Genomic DNA, 17,695 nt, shown 5'->3' with positions numbered 1-17,695 from the left:
GATGCTTCCCAAGTGGTTCAATGAATGGAACACCAACAAGCCGGTAGACATCTACGGTCCGGCGGTTCTTGTCGGCGTTCTCGGAACGGCGGTGATCGTGGCGGCATGGCTTGTCGTCATCGGTCAGCCCTTCGCCACCACCTCCATGCAGACAGGCCCGCGCGGCACCGGCATGTCGGTGCCGGAGTTCGACAGCGACAGGCTCACGCCTGACCCGTCGATCGCGGAATACTACACCGAGGCCGTGTATGTCCCCGAAGGCGGTGAGCCGCTGGCCCGCGACATCTATGACAACGTGCAGGTGCTTGGCGATCTGACCGAGGACAACTTCAACCGCGTGATGAATGCCATCACCAACTGGGTTGCTCCGGAACAGGGCTGCGCCTACTGCCACGGCGATGTCGATCTGGAAGAATACGGCAATGACGACCTTTATACCAAGGTCATCGCGCGCAACATGATCCAGATGACCCAGGCCATCAACGAGGGCTGGGACGGGCATGTGAATGCCAACGGAGAGGTGGGCGTCAACTGCTACACCTGTCACCGTGGCCAGAACGTGCCGAGCGACATCTGGTTCCGTCTTGGTGCGGTCAATGAGGCGGCCGAAGGCTGGGCGGCGGTGCAGAACCGCGTGACCGTGCAGTCGCAGTTCACCTCGCTGCCATCCAATGCGCTGGAGGCCTACCTGCTCAACTACGAGCGGATCGGCGTGCACAACCTCGAAAGCCATGTGGCCGAATACCCGGACGAGCCCGGTGTCGCGACCTGGCAGGATACGGAACGGACGTTCTCGCTGATGAACTACGTGTCCAACTCGCTCGGGGTGAATTGCAACTTCTGCCACAATTCCCGCGCCTTTTACGATTTCGAGCAGGTGACGCCGCAATGGGCCACCGAACAGCTCGGTATCGGGATGGTTCAGGACATCAACAACACCTGGCTTGTGCCGCTGGAGGGCGAGTATCCGCCCGAGCGTCTTGGTCCGGTCTTTGCCGACGCGCCGAAGGCCGCCTGCAAGACCTGTCACAAGGGTTACCAGCAGCCGCTTCAGGGCACCAACATGATCGCGGATTGGCCCGAGCTCGCCTCCTCCGAACCGCCGGTTTACGAAGCCGCCGCCGACCAGTAACGGCCCGGCTCGATGAGACAGATCCGGGCGGGGGCGCGCTTTTGCCCCTGGCCGGATCACCCCGCAGGCGCCCGGTTTGACGGGTGCCGGCATTCCGGGGACCGGGCCGCGCGGCGGAAAGACCCGCGCATGCCTGTTCCGTTCGTTCCGGCGCAATCCGGCACGACCCGGAGAAGACTAAGGCGCAGGTGGCGCGCATCCTTGTGCATCGCCGCGTCAGCCGGATCTGGTTGCAAGTCTTTCCCAACGGGCAACCAGATATCGGGGCCTCAACACCCCGGTTCCCTTCCTGTTGGCTACAGGAAACTGGCGTCACGGCCATCGGCACCCCCCGTGTGGTCGTGACGCCTTCTTTCCATTCCCTCTCTCGCGTCCCCGCGCTCACACCAGAGGATCTGACCCATGACACGCCCCCACACCCCCACTCTCGATCGCGTGGCCGGCCCTGCCGATCTGCGCCAGCTTGATGACGCCACCCTTGCCACCCTTGCCGGTGAGCTGCGATCCGAGGTGATTTCCGCGGTTTCGGAAACCGGGGGGCATCTTGGTTCCTCCTTGGGTGTGGTGGAGCTAGCGGTTGCGATCCACGCAGTGTTCAACACGCCCGCCGACAAGCTGATCTGGGATGTGGGCCACCAGTGTTACCCGCACAAGATCCTGACCGGGCGGCGCGACCGGATTCGCACGCTGCGCCAGAAGGACGGGTTGTCGGGTTTCACCAAGCGTTCGGAAAGCGAATACGATCCGTTCGGTGCCGCGCATTCCTCCACCTCGATTTCCGCCGCGCTTGGTTTTGCGGTCGGGCGCGACATGGGAAAGCCCACCGGCGATGCGATTGCGGTGATCGGCGACGGCTCGATCAGCGCGGGCATGGCCTATGAGGCGATGAACAACGCAGGCCACGAGGGGCGGCGGCTCTTTGTGATTCTGAATGACAACGAGATGAGCATCGCTCCGCCGGTGGGGGCGATGTCGTCCTACCTGTCGGCGATGTATGCCAATGAGCCGTTGGCCAAGATGAAATCCATGGCCGAAGGGTTCGAGAACGCGTTACCGACGCCGATGCGGGAGCATGCCAAGCGCGCCCGGCAGATGGTCACCGGCGCGGTACAGGGCTCCGGCACGATCTTTGAGAATCTCGGCTTCGAGTATGTGGGGCCGATTGACGGGCATGATATGAGCCAGCTTTTGCCGGTTCTGCGCGCGGCGCGGGCGCGGGCGACGGGGCCTGTCCTGATCCATGTCTGCACCACCAAGGGCAAGGGGTTTGCCGCTGCCGAAGGGTCCGCGGATCGCGGGCATGGTGTCGCGAAATTCGACCCCGTGACGGGGCAACAGGCGAAATCGAAGCCCAACGCGCCGTCCTATACCTCTGTTTTCGGGCAGGCGCTCACCGACGAGGCGGCCCGCGATCCTAACGTGGTGGCGGTGACGGCGGCGATGCCGTCGGGCACCGGTGTGAACATCATGGCGGAGCGGTTCCCCGCGCGCGTGTTCGACGTCGGGATCGCCGAGCAGCATGGCGTGACCTTTGCGGCGGCGCTGGCCGCGTCGGGGTTGAAGCCGTTCTGTGCGATCTATTCGACCTTCCTGCAGCGCGGGTATGACCAGATTGTGCATGACGTGGCCCTGCAGGGATTGCCGGTGCGCTTTGCCATCGACCGGGCGGGGCTTGTGGGCGCGGATGGCGCGACCCATGCGGGCGCCTTTGACGTGGCGTACCTCGCGAACTTGCCGGGCATGACGGTGATGGCGGCGGGTGACGAGGCGGAGCTTGTGCATATGGTGGCCACCGCTGCGGCGCATGATGGCGGGCCGATTGCCTTCCGCTATCCGCGCGGATCGGGCACCGGCGTTGTGCTGCCCGAGCGCGGAGAGGTCCTGCAGATTGGCAAGGGGCGCGTGGTGAGCGAAGGCTCCGACGTGGCGCTGTTGTCCTTCGGGGCGCATTTGCCGGAGGTCGAGGCCGCAGCGGCGGCGCTGGCGGGTGACGGGATATCCTGCACCGTGGCGGATGCGCGTTTTGCCAAGCCGCTGGACATGGATCTGATCCGCCAGCTTGCGCGCAATCACCGGGCGCTGATCACCGTGGAGCAGGGCGCTCAGGGCGGCTTTGGCGCGATGGTGTTGCATGCGCTGGCCGCCGAAGGGGCGTTTGACCGGGGTCTGGCGATCCGGACCATGACGCTGCCGGATCGGTTTATCGAGCAGGCAAGCCCGGATGACATGTATGCGGATGCGGGGCTGACCCGTGTGGATATTGCCGCCGAGGTGCGCCGTGTGCTTGGGGTGGATGCCAAGGTGGTGAGCCTGCCGCGCAAGGGCTGAGCGCTGGGGGCGCTGCCCCCAGACCCCCGGAGTATTTTTGGACAGAAGAAACAGGGGCGCGCCCGGTGGATGGCGCGCCCTTCGATTGCGTGGATAGTGGATGCTCTGGGGACTTTGCGGCACGGAGATCCGCTGGATGGGGGCGGGCGCGTGGGGATTGATTAGCGGGGCCGCGCGGGGTGTTATTGTCCGGATTGTGGCGTGGGCCGCATTGCCGGGCAGACACCGGGTTGCACCGCGATCCTGCGCCGACCTGGACATGTGCGCCGGATGACTATGCGGCTTGGTTTATGCGCCGCATGACTGTGCGGCCTGGTTCATGCGCCGCATGACTGTGCGGCTTGGTTGTGCGCCGCATTACTGTGCGGCTTGGTTGTGCGCCGCATTACTGTGCGGCTTGGTTGTGCGCCGCATTACTGTGCGGCGACGAACCGGTCTCCGAAGATCCGCTCGGCATAGGTATCGAGATAGATCCGCAGCCAAGGTGTGAAATCGGCCGGTTTGGCGCGGACCCGGTCCATCAGTGCCGGGTAGGCCAGCCAGTCCGTGTCCATGACCTCGTCGGGATTGGGCGCAAGCGGCATGGCGGGACCCGCCTCGGCGAGAAAGATATCGACCACCTCGTGTTCGATCAGACCGCCGCCGACATCGGCGCGGTATTCCACGCGGTCGCGATACTCCGGTGTGAGTCCGGTGATGCCGAGCTCTTCTTTCAGACGGCGATTGGCGCAGTCGAGGCTGGTCTCATTCCAGTCGGGATGCGTGCAGCAGGTGTTCGCCCAGAGACCCGGCGTGTGGTATTTGCCAAGCGCGCGGCGCTGGATCAGCACATCCTCGCCCCGCGTCACAAACACCGAAACCGCCTTGTGTCTCAGCCCGCGTTTATGCGCATCGAGCTTGTCGACAGGTGTCAGGGTGCCGTCTATCCATGCCGGGATCTGTCCCGGGAACTGGTTCGTCATATATGCGTCTCCCGGACGAGGCCGGTCAGGTGGCGGAGGTTCTTGAACCCGATCTTGAGATGCGCCAGAGGGCGCGCCTTGACAAGTTTCTTGTTCATGTAGGCCTCGAAGGTCAAGCGCTGCACGTCGATATCGTGGCAGAGCGATACGAACCGCTCGCGGCGCATGTCGGATTTGTAATAGGCATTCTGCATCGCGCCGAGCACCTTGAAGACCTGCTTGTGCTCTTTCATGAAGAGCCGGCGGGCCAGGGCAAGATCGGTGATCCGGCCGGAGGCAAGGCAGGCGCTGGCCGCCGCGGCGGCGCATTGACCGCCAACCATGGCGTAGTAGATCCCTTCGCCCGAGGACGGGGCGACCACACCGGCCGCATCACCCGCAAGCACCACATCGCGCGCATTGTCCCAGAAGCGCAGCGGCTTGAGCGGGATCGGCGCGCCCTCGCGGCGCAGGGTTTCACAATCGGCCAGCCCGGAGGCGGCGCGCAGCGCGGCGGTGGCTTCCTTGAGATTGACGTCAGAGACATAGGTGCCCATGCCGACAGAAGCGGATTTGCCATGCGGGAAAACCCAGCCGTAGAAGTCCGGCGAGATTGCGCCATCGTAGATCACGTCGCAGCGCTCGGGGTCATAGAGGTCGTTGGCGACGGTCGGGGCGGCGATGATCTCGTGATAGGCAAAGACCAGCGGCGTCTTGGTGCCACCGGGGATTTCCTGTGCGGCAACCCGGGATTTTGCGCCGTCTGCGCCGATGACGAGGCGGGTTTCGACGCGGCATTCTTCGCCGCTTTCCTTGTCACGGTAGACCACCCAGCGGCGCTTGCCCGCGCGCTCGATGCGCAGGAAGGTGCCGGTGAGGCGCGTGGCGCCGGCCTGCTCCGCGCGGTCCCGCAGGAAGGGGTCAAAATCCTTGCGGTCGACCATGCCCACATAGCCGTTCTCGATCGGGATATCGACGCGGCGGCCGGTGGGCGAGATCATGCGCGCGGTCTTGACCTTGGCGATGAGCTGTTCGTCGGGGATGTCGAAATCCTGGATCAGGCGGGGAGGAATTGCACCGCCGCATGGCTTGATCCGGCCCTCGCGGTCGAGCATTGCCACGCTGTGCCCCGAACGGGCGAGGTCAATGGCTGCGGTGGCCCCGGACGGGCCGCCTCCGACAACAAAGACGTCAAACATGATTCATTCCCCCGGGACTAGTGTGCGTGGATCGGGCGCGCGGCCCGGCATGATGCGCGCGGCCATCAGGGCCGCGGACAAGAACAGCGCCGCTTCGATCAGGAAGACCGTGCCAAAGGCGGGCGCATCGGATGTGACCTGGCGCATGAGGTCGGCGAGGCCGGCCCCCATCAGACCGCCGAACCCGGCGGCGATCGCTTGTGCCGCGCCCCAGAGACCCATGCGGGTGCCTTCGCGTTTTTCGCGGCCTTGCCCCGCGAGCGCCATCATCGAGCCGATGGCGGCCACCGCAAAGACTCCGTTGAAGAAGCCGAGCGCCACGGTGGCTCCCATCAGCAGCGATTTTGAGGCGCTGCCACCGATACCGGCGAGCATGGCCAACGCGGCTGCCGAGCCGATGCAGCCGCCGACGACCCAAGCGCGCAGACTGCCGATACGCAATCCGGTGGCCGCAATGCCGACCAGCAGCATGCCTAGAAACACGCCGCCATTCTGCATGCCGGACAGCTGTGTGCTTTCACCCGGTGTGAAGGCAAAAACCAGACCGGCATACGGTTCGAGGATCAGTTCCTGCATGAAGAAGGCGGTCATCGAGAGGAAGACGAAGATGGTGAACACCCGCGCGGCCGGTTCGGCCCAGACCTGTGCCAGCCCTTCGCGGAACGGGACGGAGTCGGGTTCCGGGGCGGCTTCGACGCCGCGTTCGATCCGCCATGTTGCAACCAGCGTGATGCTGAGCGCGGCAACGCAGACCAATGCGACAACGGTCATGAGCCGGGCGGGTGAGTAGGGATCGAGAAAGCTGCCGACCACGCCCGCGGTCATGGCGATTCCGAAGATCATCATCAGCCAGGTGATCGTTGCGGCGGCGGCGCGGCGATGCGGGGCTGTTGCGGTTGCCAGAAGGGCCAGAACGGATGTCCCGGCGGCGCCGGCGCCAAGCCCGATCAGCGCGTAGGCGAGCACCGACAGGCCGATCCCTCCCATGCGATTGGTCTCCATCACGACGACCCCGCCTGCGGCCATCAGGCCACCTGCGGCGAGGATCGCCATGCCGCGAAGGATCCAGCGGGTGCGATTGCCTCCCTTGTCGGAGATGAACCCCCAGTTCGGGCGGGTGATCTGGATCCCGTAATGCAGGGCGACCAGAAAGCCGGGCAGAAGCGCGGGCAGGGCGAGTTCGACCACCATGAGCCGGTTGAGCGTGGAGGTGGTGAGCACGACGATGGAGCCCAGCGCCATTTGCACGAGGCCGAGCCGCATGATTGCGAGCCACCCCAGAGTTGCTGAGCCGGGCGCCGCGGCTGTCAAAGGCTCGCTCACAGACCCATATCCCTAAGGGCAAAGGCCGCAATCATCATGCCGGAGATATACATCAGCACGCCGGTTCCGTTATACCACGGTGCCTTTGCACGCGGGTCGCGCAGCATTACCGACATTGCCCAGACCTGACCGAGGCCGAGTGCGAGGATGGCTGCCGCATAGCTGGCTTGACCCCAATGCGCGAGCGCGAGGATCACAAGAGCCTGTGGCACCAACATGATGAGGCAGGCGAGTTTGGCGGCGCGGTCAGGGCCGAGCGTGACCGGCAGGGAATTTACACCCATCTTGCGGTCGCCTTCGAGCGCCTTGAAATCGTTGAGGGTCATGATGCCATGCGCGCCGATGCCGTAGAGAAGGGCGACGGTGATGATTTCGGGGCGGGGCAGGGCCTGGGCCAGAACGGCGGCCCCGGTGAACCACGGAAGGCTCTCGTAGCTCAGACCGACCAGCCCGGGGCCCCACCAGCCGGAGCGCTTGAGCCGGATCGGCTCGGCACTGTAGGCCCAGGCAGCGAGCACGCCGACGCAGGTGGCAACAAAGCCCCACAGACCGAGGAAGGTTCCGACGACAAGCGACAGGCCCGACATGGCAAGCGCGATCCAGAGACCCCAGCGCCCGGGGATGCGGCCGGAAGGGATGGGACGCTCTGGCTCGTTGATGGCATCGACATGACGGTCGCACCAGTCATTGGCGGCCTGGCTCATGCCGCAGACAATGGGTCCGGCGAGGATCACGCCGAGCAGGGCCAGTGCCCAATGGTCCGCAAAGCTGGCCCCGGTGGAGACCATGCCACACAGATAGGCCCACATCGGCGGAAACCAGGTGACCGGTTTGATGAGCTCCAGCATGGCCCTGGGTTCCGGGCGATTGCCGGGCTGGGGCGGGTCGCGGTGTAAACTAATACTGACAGTCATATGTAAACTAAATACGACTCTGCGAGTCGGAGCAAGGGGCGAGGTGACGCGCAGGGGCGCTTTTGACAGGAATATCCCGGCTTGCGGCATGGTGCTTTCTCAGCCGGCGTTCGGGAGATAGGACAGGCGGCTGGGGGCGCTGCCCCCAGACCCCCGGGATATTTCAGGCCCAAAGAAACAGGGACCGGAGACAACCCCCTGGACACAACGCCTTCGAGGTCATGGACTCGGACCGGGAGAGGGTTCGTGGGTGCGCGATCACCGGACAGGACGACCCGAAGCGATCAGCTTTCGTCGTCGGTGTCGCGGCTCAGGAGCCCGTGCTTGCGCAGTTTGACATAGAGCGACTGGCGGCTCAGACCGAGCATCTCGGCGGCGGCGACGCGGTTGTTGCGTGTCAGGCTGACCGCCGTTTCGATGCACATCTTCTCGACCACATCGGTGGTTTCCGAGACGATTTCCTTGAGCGTCGCGGAGCCCACGAGCTCCATGACGTTGCGGCTCGATTCCTCGGTGCTCTGCATCGGGGTCTTGCGGATGGCATCGACACGCGAGGCGTCGCGCAGGATGATGCCCAGCTCCGGGTCCGACCGGTCGTTGAGATAGGTGACCGACATCTCCACCGCGGTCTTGGCGCCGTATTCGTTCAGCACCTTGGTGGAATACATGCGCATCTGTCCGTTGCGCTTGGAGTTTTCAATCAGCACGCTCAGGTCGATCTGGCCGCGACCGAGGAAATCGCCCAGGCTGCGGCCCTTGACGTCCACCAGATGCGCCGCGTCGACGAGATCGAGGAAGGCATCGTTGCAGGTCTGGATCACGCCGGCGATGCTGGTGAAGACGATGGCATCGGTGCCTTTTGCATAGAGCACGGACAGGTTGATGCTCAACTCGTCCGTTGTGGCGGTGGCGGTGCTTTCGGAATCGAGACGGCAGATGAGCAACCGTTCCCCGGCGGCCCGGAACACCGTTGCCTGGATGCCGAGCCGCTGTCGGGAGCGGCGGGTCTGGACCGTCAGCGCGGAGACGTTTTCGGAGATCGCGTTGTTGACGAGGCTTTCGATGAACTCCTCGCGGCGGCGGTCACGGAACTCCTGCGCAAAGGAGGTGCCGATCATGTCTTCGCGGGTGGAGCCCAGAAGCGCGGCGGCGGGTTCATTGATGTCGCGGACCTGCCCGTCACTGACCGACACGAAGACAATCGGATCGCGCACGGTGCGCAGCAGCAGACGGTAGCGGGCATCGAATTCGCGCCGCGCCTCGTAGCCCTGTTCGAGCGACATCTGTGCCTGAACAAGCTGCTGCTGTGTTTCGGCAACGGGGCGCAGATCGCGCCCGAGCATGATCAGTGCGGTGCCTTCGCCGAAGGAGTGGAAGGCGTAGCGCACCGGGAATTCCCAGACGGCGTTGTCGTTGTGGTTCAGTTCGACGGCTTTGGAAGACACCCGACCGTCGCGAAACTCCTGGAGCACGGATTCGAGCTTGGGCACGCTTTCGACGGTGAGGAATTCGGCCAGTGGACGCCCTTCCCAGTGGCTCAGATTGCCAAAGGAGGATTCATCGGAATTGATCATGACAGACAGCACCTTGCCGTCTTCTGCGATCACCAGTGCGATATCTGAAGCGGCAGAGATCAAACCCGGCAGGAATTCGGGCTCGATGACCGGCACCGACCCGCTGTTCCAGAAATCTGACCCACCTGTGTTCATCTAACGCGCCACGGACTTCGGTTTGTGTCGTTTCTTGTCGCACAGCTTGAAAGCGACCCGAACATCCGCGGTGACCAGGTCGGCACCGGTCCGATCTTTCACGCGATCTGCCAGTTCGAGAACAAGGCCTCCAAGCGCAATGGGGGGCGTTCCTTCCAGCTCTGTTCTGATCCGTTTAATCATCTTTGCGATGGGTGCAAGAGCGTCGGTCCGTGAGCAGGAGAACATGATCAGGTCATAGTGATCCTGATCCAACACTCGCAAAACGGTTCTTTCGTCGGGACCAAAGAGCAGACGGACAGAGGCGCCCATGCGGCGCAGCTGGGCGGTGGCCACATGCGGACCCAGGGTGTGCGAGTCATTGGCTTGCAGGATGAGCAGCGTGTTGAGCGCATCCTCGTTGACAGCTGTGCGCGCCGACCAGGGTGGCGCGAGCAGGGTCAGGAGACCCTGAAGCCGGGCCGAAGCGATCGTGACCTTGGCAAAGCCGATCACGTCCTCCACCCACATCACCCCAAGTTCGCGGGCGGCTTCCGGAATGTAGATGTCGACGATCTGGTCCTGCGCGACGCGGCTGTCCTTGAGATCTTCGAGCAGCATCTCGGCGTTGAACGCGCCGTCTCTCAGGGTTGCGGTCACGAGCTTGCGCACCACCGATCCGCGGATCGATTTTGCCCCCGCGTCGGACTTGTCGCTGAGGAAGGAGATTACGGAAGATGCGAGCGCCGAGATATCCGGACGCCCTTCTTCCGACCCCCGTTCATCGGTGTTGTTGTCAGTTGTCATGTCAACCCTCGCTACCATCCTCTTCCGGGCACCTCAAGAAGGCCGCCTGACCGATGGCGCACTCATTCTCCGCCATGGCCCCTGGAATGTCAAAGATAATTGACACTCAATTTGGGACAGGCAAGGAAAACAACATGATACCCCGCTATAAACTTCAATAAAAAAAGGAATTTTCGGTTGTGACGCCAGAATCGCGGCAAGGACAATGTGTCAGCTTCTTGAGTGTAAGTTATAGTTGACACTTTTGCCGGAACACCGTTACCTTCATTCAGCGAGGGATAATGGAATCGATATGGACCGGCACAACACCCAAGAGCGCGCACCCGCTTTTCTCTACACACCGGAAGAACGACAGCGCCGCGACAGCACCGTCTGGACGATGATCCAGGGCGTTCTGGCGCCCCTGCAATTCGTCGTTTTCCTCGTGTCCCTGGTGCTTGTGCTGCGGTATCTCGCTTCCGGGGCCGGATACGAGGCGGCGACGCTTTCGGTGATCGTCAAGACCGGCTTTCTCTATCTGATCATGGTGACCGGCGCGATCTGGGAAAAGGTCGTGTTCGGACAGTATCTCTTTGCGCCGGCCTTCTTCTGGGAGGATGTCTTCTCCTTTCTCGTGATCGCGCTCCACACCGCCTACCTCGCGGCTTTGTGGACCGCCGCGCTCTCTCCGGTGCAGGAGATGGGTCTCGCGCTCGCCGCCTATGCCGCCTACGTCATCAATGCCGGGCAATTCGTGTGGAAACTGCGGATGGCGCGGCTGCAACAGGAGGCGATGGGATGACCGACCGCTTTCCGCCGCCCCCCGCAAATGGCTGTGCCAATACCCCGGTTCTCAAGGAACGTGGCCAGCACGAGGTGTTCTGTGGGCTGACCGGGATCATCTGGCTGCACCGGAAGATGCAGGATGCGTTCTTCCTCGTGGTTGGCTCGCGCACCTGCGCGCATCTTCTGCAATCGGCGGCCGGCGTGATGATTTTTGCCGAGCCGCGGTTCGCCACGGCCGTTCTGGAGGAGACCGACCTGGCCGGTCTGGCGGATGCGCAGACGGAACTGGATCGCGTGGTGCGCGATCTGCTGGCGCGGCGTCCCGATATCAAGCAGCTCTTTCTGGTCGGGTCTTGCCCGTCCGAGGTCATCAAGCTGGATCTTGCCACCGCCGCGGAGCGCATGTCGGCGGAGTTTGCCCCGCATGTGCGCGTGTTGAACTATTCGGGGTCGGGCATCGAGACCACGTTCACGCAGGGCGAAGACGCCTGTCTGGCGGCGATGGTGCCGGTGTTGCCCAAGACGGATGCACGCGAATTGCTCGTGGTTGGCGCGCTGCCGGATGTTGTCGAGGAGCAGGCGCGCGGCCTGCTTGGCGATATGGGCATCTGCCCGATCCGCTGGCTGCCGGAAACGGACCGTCTGAGCGAGGTCGGTATCGGAGCAAACACGGTTTTTGCGCTGACCCAGCCCTTTCTGACGGAAACGCATGATGCGCTCATCCGGCGCGGTGCGCGGCCCTTGCACGCGCCTTTCCCCTTTGGCGAGGAGGGCACAACCGCCTGGCTTTCCGCCATCGCGCGGGAATTCGGCGTGCCGCAGGAGACGTTTCAGGCCGTGACCGAACGGCCGCGGGCGCGGGCGCGCAAGGCGGTGGCGCAAGCCTCCGAAGCGCTGAACGGGCGGTCGGTCTTCTTCTTTCCGGACAGCCAGCTGGAGATTCCGCTGGCGCGTTTCCTGACCCGTGAATGTGGCATGACGGCGCTCGAAGTTGGCGCGCCCTTTATCCATCGCGCGGTGATGACGCCGGATCTGGAATTGCTTGCCGAGGGGCCGGTGATCGCCGAGGGCCAGGATGTGGACCGTCAGCTCGACCGGTGCCGCGCGGCGGCGCCGGACCTCACGGTTTGCGGTCTTGGCCTTGCCAACCCGCTCGAAGCCGAAGGGCTGACGACGAAATGGGCGATCGAGCTCGTGTTTTCGCCGGTGCATTTCTACGAACAGGCGGGCGATCTTGCGGGGCTTTTCTCGCGGCCACTGCGCCGTCGGTCCCTGTTGCGGGTGGAGGCGGCCGAATGATCCCGTTCCTCCTCCTGAAAACCATATCCCGGGGCCTGCGGGCGCGTCCGAGGGCGATATCATGAAGCTGACCGTCTGGACATATGAAGGACCGCCCCATGTGGGCGCCATGCGGGTCGCCACGGCGATGAAGGGGTTGCATTACGTTCTGCACGCGCCGCAGGGCGACACCTATGCGGATCTGCTCTTCACCATGATCGAACGGCGCAACCATCGCCCGCCTGTCACCTACACCACGTTCCAGGCGCGCGATCTTGGCTCCGATACGGCGTATCTTTTCAAGGATGCCTGCCAGGCCGCCTATGACCGGTTCAAGCCGCAGGCGATGATCGTCGGGGCGTCCTGCACCGCGGAACTGATCCAGGACGATCCTGCCGGGTTGTCGGAGACCATGGGTCTTCCGGTGCCGGTGATCCCGCTGGAGCTGCCGAGTTATCAGCGCAAGGAAAACTACGGCGCGGACGAGACGTTTTACCGGATCGTGCGGGCGCTGGCGAAACCAATGGCGCGGACAACCCATGTGACGGCGAACCTGATCGGGCCGACGGCGCTGGGCTTCCGGCATCGCGACGACATCACCGAAGTGACGGCCTTGCTGGCGGACATGGGGATCGGCGTGAACGTCGTCGCCCCTTACGGGGCGTCTCCGGAGAACATCGCCCGCATGGGGGCCGCGCATTTCAACGTGCTGATGTATCCCGAAACCGCTGAAGCGGCGGCGCGCTGGATGGAAAAGGAGCTCGACCAGCCCTTTACCAAGACCGTGCCGATCGGCGTCGGTGCAACGCGCGATTTTGTCGCCGAGGTGGCGCAGATCACCGGTCTGGCGCCAGCCCTCGACGAAGACCGGCTGCGCCTGCCGTGGTACTCGGCCTCCGTTGACAGCACCTATCTCACGGGCAAGCGGGTTTTCCTGTTTGGCGACGGCACCCATGTGGCCGCCGCCGCGCGCATCGCGCGGGACGAGATGGGCTTCGAGGTGGTGGGACTTGGGTGTTACAACCGTGAGCAGGCGCGCCTGATCCGGACGGTTGCCAAGGATTTCGGTGTTCCGGCCCTGATCACCGACGATTACCTCGAGGTGGAACGTGCCATCGAGGACGCCGCTCCGGAGATGATCCTTGGCACGCAGATGGAGCGCCATATCGGCAAGCGGCTTGGCATCCCCTGTGCGGTGATCTCGGCTCCGGTGCATGTGCAGGATTTTCCGGCACGCTACAGCCCGCAAATGGGGATCGAGGGCGCCAACGTGATCTTTGACACCTGGGTGCACCCGCTTGTCATGGGTCTTGAGGAGCATCTCTTGACGATGTTCCGCGAGGATTTCGAGTTCCACGACGAGGCCGGGGCCAGCCATCACGGCGGCAAGGCCAAGGTGCGCGTCGCGGTGGCGGATGTTGAGGGGCCAGCCCCTCAAACTCCCCGGGATATTTCCGGCCCAAAGAAACAGGGCGCGGAGACGACGATCGAGGTTGTCTGGCTGCCCGCGGCGGAGCGGGAACTCAAGAAGATCCCTTTCTTCGTGCGTGGCAAGGCGCGGCGGAACACGGAGAGTTTTGCCACCGAGCGCGGGGTGTCGGAGATCAGCGTCGACACGCTTTATGAAGCGAAGGCCCATTATGCGCGATAGTTTCGAGCACCCCGTGGCGTATAACATCGCCATCATCACGCTGGATGCCCATGCGGCGGGACCGGTGGCGCGCGCGTCATTGCGTCTGGCGCAGGATTTTCCGGGGCTGACCGTCACGGTGCATGCGGCGGCGGAATGGGCGGAGAACCCGCAGGCGCTCGAAGAGACGCGCCGGGCGATTGCCGATGCGCATATGATCATTGCGAACCTGCTGTTCCTCGAGGAGCACATCGCGCCGATCCTGCCGGATCTCGAAGCCGCGCGGACCCGGGTCGATGGCATGATCGGAGTGATTTCCGATGCGCAGATCGTCAAACTCACCAAGCTTGGCAAGCTCGACATGGCCGCGCCGCAATCGGGGATGATGGCCCTGATGAAGCGGCTGCGGGGATCGTCCAAGCCCTCCAGCGAGGATGGCGAGAAGAAGATGGCGATGCTGCGTCGCCTGCCCAAGATCCTCAAGCTCATTCCCGGCAAGGCGCAGGACCTGCGGTCGTGGTTCCTCGTGATGCAATACTGGCTCGGCGGGTCGGACGACAATATCGAGGCCATGGTGCGCTATCTTCTGGGGCGCTATGCCAGGACGCGGAGCGAATGGCTTGGCGGCGATGCGCCCGCGCCGCTCGATTACCCGGATGTGGGGCTCTACCACCCTGATCTGCCTGATCGCATCACCACCGATCCGCGGGACATTCCGGGGCCGACCGGCGCGGAGGCAACCGTCGGCCTGCTGCTGATGCGGTCCTATGTGCTGGCGGATGATGCCAAGCACTACGACGCGGTGATCCGGGCCTTCGAGGCGCGCGGCATGCGGGTTTTGCCGGCCTTTGCCGGGGGGCTTGATTCGCGCCCGGCCATCGAGTCGTATTTCCGGGACGATGCAGGGGTGCGCATTGATGCGATGGTGTCGCTGACCGGGTTCAGCCTTGTGGGCGGACCCGCCTACAACAACAGCGATGCGGCGGTGGCTGTGCTCAAGGGGCTCGATGTGCCCTACCTCGCGGCGCATCCGCTCGAATTCCAGACCCTCGGACAATGGGCGGAGTCGGGTCAAGGGCTTGGTCCGATCGAGACCACGATGCTGATTGCCCTTCCGGAGCTGGATGGCGCCACATGTCCCACTGTCTTTGGCGGGCGGCACGGGCCCGAAGGGTGCAGAGGGTGTCAGTATACGTGTCCGGGGTCGGATCAGACCAAGGCCATGGCGCCCTGCCTCGAACGGATCGACTCGCTGGCGGAAAAGACGCTGCGGCTGGCGCGGCTGCGGCGGATGCAGAATGCCTCCAAGACCGTGGGAATTGTGCTCTTCGGGTTTCCGCCCAATGCAGGCGCGGTTGGCACGGCGGCGTATCTCAGTGTTTTCGAGAGCCTGTTCAACACGTTGAAGGCAATGAAGGCGGATGGCTACACGGTGGAGGTTCCCGACAGCGTCGCGGCGTTGCGCGAAGCGGTATTGACGGGCAACGCGGCGCAATACGGGCAGGAAGCCAATGTGGCGGCGCATGTGAGCGCGGATCATATCGTGGCCAATACACCGCCATTGAAGGCTGTCGAGGCGGCCTGGGGCCCGGCGCCGGGCAAGGTGCAGTCCGACGGGCGCGGCGTGTTTGTTCTGGGGCAACATTTCGGGAATGTCTTTGTCGGGGTGCAGCCTGCCTTCGGCTATGAGGGCGACCCGATGCGGTTGCTGTTCGAGAAGGGCTTTGCGCCGACCCATGCTTTTGTGACCTTCTACCTGTGGCTGCGCAACACGCTGCAGGCGGATGTGGTGCTGCATTTCGGGATGCATGGCGCGCTGGAATTCATGCCGGGCAAGCAGGCCGGGCTTGGCGCACGCGACTGGCCGGACCGGCTTATCGGCGAGATGCCCAACGTCTATCTTTACGCGTCCAACAACCCGTCCGAGGCTTCATTGGCCAAGCGTCGCTCCGGTGCCGTGACCATCACGCATCTGACGCCGCCGCTGGCACAATCAGGGCTTTACAAGGGGTTGCAGGAGCTCAAGGACAGCCTGACCCGCTGGCGCGAGATGGAGGGCGATGACCCGAACCGCGCGGAGATCGAGGCGCTGATCGCCGATCAGGCGGAGGCGGTGGATATGGCCGGTGTGGCGCCCGATGCGCTCTGGCTGAAGCTTCTGGAGACCGAGGATGCGCTGATCCCGGACGGGTTGCACATTGTCGGGCAGCCGTTTTCCGATGCGGCGCGGGCGGATTACCTCGCGCTGATCGAGGGTGCGGATGACGAGACGCGGGCGCGGGTCAATGCGCTGTTGCAGGAAGATCACGAGCTGCCGGCGCTGATGCGGGCGCTGTCGGGGCATTACATTGCGCCGGTGCCGGGTGGCGACCTGATCCGGTCGACGGATGTGCTGCCGACGGGGCGCAATATCCATGCGTTTGATCCGTTCCGGATGCCGACAGCCTTTGCCTGTCAGGATGGGGCGCGCCAAGCGGCGCTGCTCCTGGAGACCCACGAGACGCTGCCGCGGTCGGTCGCGCTGGTGCTCTGGGGTTCGGACAACATCAAGTCGGACGGTGCGCCTCTCGCACAAGCCTTGGCGCTGATCGGCGCGGCGCCGCGATTTGACAGTTTCGGGCGGATTTCGGGCGCGGATCTGGTGCCTCTGGAGACGCTGGGACGGCCCCGAATCGACGTGGTGATGACGTTGTCGGGGATATTCCGGGATCTGCTGCCGTTGCAGACGCGCATGCTCGCGGAAGCAGCGCTCAAGGCGGCATCGGCGGACGAGCCTCTTGAGCAGAACTTCATCCGGGCGCATGCGCTGGCCTATATGGACGAGCATGGCTGCGATCTGGAGACCGCGGCGCTGCGGGTGTTTTCGAACGCCGAGGGCGCTTACGGCTCGAACGTGAACGCGTTGGTCGAGAGCTCTGCCTTTGGCGATGAGGACGAGCTGGCGGATGCCTATGAGGCGCGCAAGAGCTTTGCCTACGGTGTGAACGGCAAGGCCAGTGCCAATGCCAAGCTGTTGCAAACCCAGTTGAAATCCGTGGATGTCGCCTATCAGAACCTAGAGTCGGTCGAGCTGGGCGTGACCACGGTGGATCATTACTTTGACACGCTTGGCGGAATCTCCCGCGCGGTGAAACGTGCACGCGGGGGCGAGGAGCCGGCCATCTATATCTCGGACACCACGCGCGGTGCGGGCAAGATGCGGACCCTGTCGGACCAGGTGGCGCTGGAGACCCGCGCGCGGTCGCTGAACCCGAAATGGTTCGAGGGCATGCTCAAGCATGGGGCCGAAGGCGTGCGCCAGATCGAGGCGCAGGTCACCAACACGATGGGGTGGTCGGCGACCACCGGCAAGGTTGAGCCCTGGGTCTATCAGCGGCTCAGCGAGACCTTTGTGCTCGATGACGCGATGCGCGCGCGTCTGGCGGAGTTGAACCCGACGGCGTCGAGCCGGATGGCGAACCGCCTATTGGAAGCGCATGACCGCAATTACTGGCAGCCGGATGCGGACACGCTCGCGGCGCTGCAGGATGCGGCGGATGCGCTGGAAGATCGTCTTGAGGGGGTGGCTGCGGAATGAACGGACCGATGCGCGATATGGCCGAGCGGGGTGAGAGGCCAGCCCCTCACACTCCCCGGAGTATTTCAGGACAGAAGAAACAAGGGGTTGGCGCCTCTGATGGGAGAATGGCA

Annotated in this window: 12 protein-coding genes; 6 read left to right on the top strand and 6 right to left on the bottom strand. The window is 64.0% G+C overall.

Going from position 1 to position 17,695, the window contains the following annotated elements; translation table 11 throughout:
* The first annotated feature begins 1 nt into the window (after position 1).
* Entirely contained in the window at positions 2 to 1,132 is a 1,131-nt protein-coding gene (gene pufC / locus J1C49_RS07355; protein WP_227445166.1) for a photosynthetic reaction center cytochrome PufC, read from the top strand.
* 402 nt (positions 1,133 to 1,534) lie between these two features.
* Complete coding sequence (gene dxs / locus J1C49_RS07350; RefSeq protein ID WP_227445165.1) at positions 1,535 to 3,460, top strand: 1-deoxy-D-xylulose-5-phosphate synthase; 1,926 nt, start codon at positions 1,535 to 1,537, stop codon at positions 3,458 to 3,460.
* A gap of 413 nt (positions 3,461 to 3,873) precedes the next feature.
* On the opposite strand, the gene idi is transcribed toward dxs, so the two are convergent.
* The 6 genes from idi to J1C49_RS07320 all read right to left on the bottom strand — a co-directional run bounded on the left by idi (position 3,874) and on the right by J1C49_RS07320 (position 10,332).
* Complete coding sequence (gene idi / locus J1C49_RS07345) at positions 3,874 to 4,422, bottom strand: isopentenyl-diphosphate Delta-isomerase (protein ID WP_227445164.1); 549 nt, start codon at positions 4,420 to 4,422, stop codon at positions 3,874 to 3,876.
* The gene (locus J1C49_RS07340) at positions 4,419 to 5,600 is read right to left on the bottom strand and encodes a geranylgeranyl diphosphate reductase (RefSeq protein ID WP_227445163.1); all 1,182 of its coding nucleotides are present in this window, start codon (positions 5,598 to 5,600) and stop codon (positions 4,419 to 4,421) included. Before J1C49_RS07340 ends, idi begins: the two co-directional genes overlap by 4 nt.
* A gap of 3 nt (positions 5,601 to 5,603) precedes the next feature.
* Positions 5,604 to 6,863 (bottom strand): BCD family MFS transporter, encoded by a 1,260-nt coding sequence (locus J1C49_RS07335; protein WP_227445240.1) that lies wholly within the window; start codon positions 6,861 to 6,863, stop codon positions 5,604 to 5,606.
* 56 nt (positions 6,864 to 6,919) lie between these two features.
* Positions 6,920 to 7,837 carry a chlorophyll synthase ChlG gene (chlG, locus tag J1C49_RS07330; RefSeq protein WP_227445162.1) on the bottom strand — a complete coding sequence of 306 codons (918 nt, stop codon included), beginning with the start codon at positions 7,835 to 7,837 and terminating at the stop codon, positions 6,920 to 6,922.
* Positions 7,838 to 8,121: 284 nt separating this feature from the next.
* On the bottom strand, positions 8,122 to 9,546 hold the full coding sequence (gene ppsR / locus J1C49_RS07325) for a transcriptional regulator PpsR (protein ID WP_227445161.1): 1,425 nt from the start codon (positions 9,544 to 9,546) through the stop codon (positions 8,122 to 8,124).
* Entirely contained in the window at positions 9,547 to 10,332 is a 786-nt protein-coding gene (locus J1C49_RS07320) for a cobalamin B12-binding domain-containing protein (protein WP_227445160.1), read from the bottom strand.
* A 292-nt stretch (positions 10,333 to 10,624) separates the two neighbouring features.
* On the opposite strand from J1C49_RS07320, the gene bchF reads away from it, so the two are divergent.
* The 4 genes from bchF (at position 10,625) to J1C49_RS07300 (ending at position 17,582) form a co-directional block, all read left to right on the top strand.
* A complete protein-coding gene (gene bchF / locus J1C49_RS07315) occupies positions 10,625 to 11,113 on the top strand; it encodes a 2-vinyl bacteriochlorophyllide hydratase (RefSeq protein ID WP_227445159.1) in 489 nt (162 codons plus the stop codon).
* Positions 11,110 to 12,396, top strand: a complete 1,287-nt coding sequence (locus J1C49_RS07310) for a ferredoxin:protochlorophyllide reductase (ATP-dependent) subunit N (protein ID WP_227445158.1) — start codon at positions 11,110 to 11,112, stop codon at positions 12,394 to 12,396. The genes bchF and J1C49_RS07310 overlap by 4 nt, the downstream gene beginning before the upstream one ends.
* Positions 12,397 to 12,457: 61 nt before the next feature.
* Positions 12,458 to 14,026 carry a ferredoxin:protochlorophyllide reductase (ATP-dependent) subunit B gene (bchB, locus tag J1C49_RS07305; RefSeq protein WP_227445157.1) on the top strand — a complete coding sequence of 523 codons (1,569 nt, stop codon included), beginning with the start codon at positions 12,458 to 12,460 and terminating at the stop codon, positions 14,024 to 14,026.
* On the top strand, positions 14,016 to 17,582 hold the full coding sequence (locus tag J1C49_RS07300; protein WP_227445156.1) for a magnesium chelatase subunit H: 3,567 nt from the start codon (positions 14,016 to 14,018) through the stop codon (positions 17,580 to 17,582). The genes bchB and J1C49_RS07300 overlap by 11 nt, the downstream gene beginning before the upstream one ends.
* The last annotated feature ends 113 nt before the right edge of the window (positions 17,583 to 17,695 follow it).

The sequence above is a fragment of the Cognatishimia sp. F0-27 genome (assembly GCF_020667845.1).
Lineage (GTDB): Bacteria > Pseudomonadota > Alphaproteobacteria > Rhodobacterales > Rhodobacteraceae > JAFMPQ01.
The sequence above is the reverse complement of the archived record's forward strand: the minus strand, read 5'-3'. Positions and strand labels throughout refer to the sequence as shown.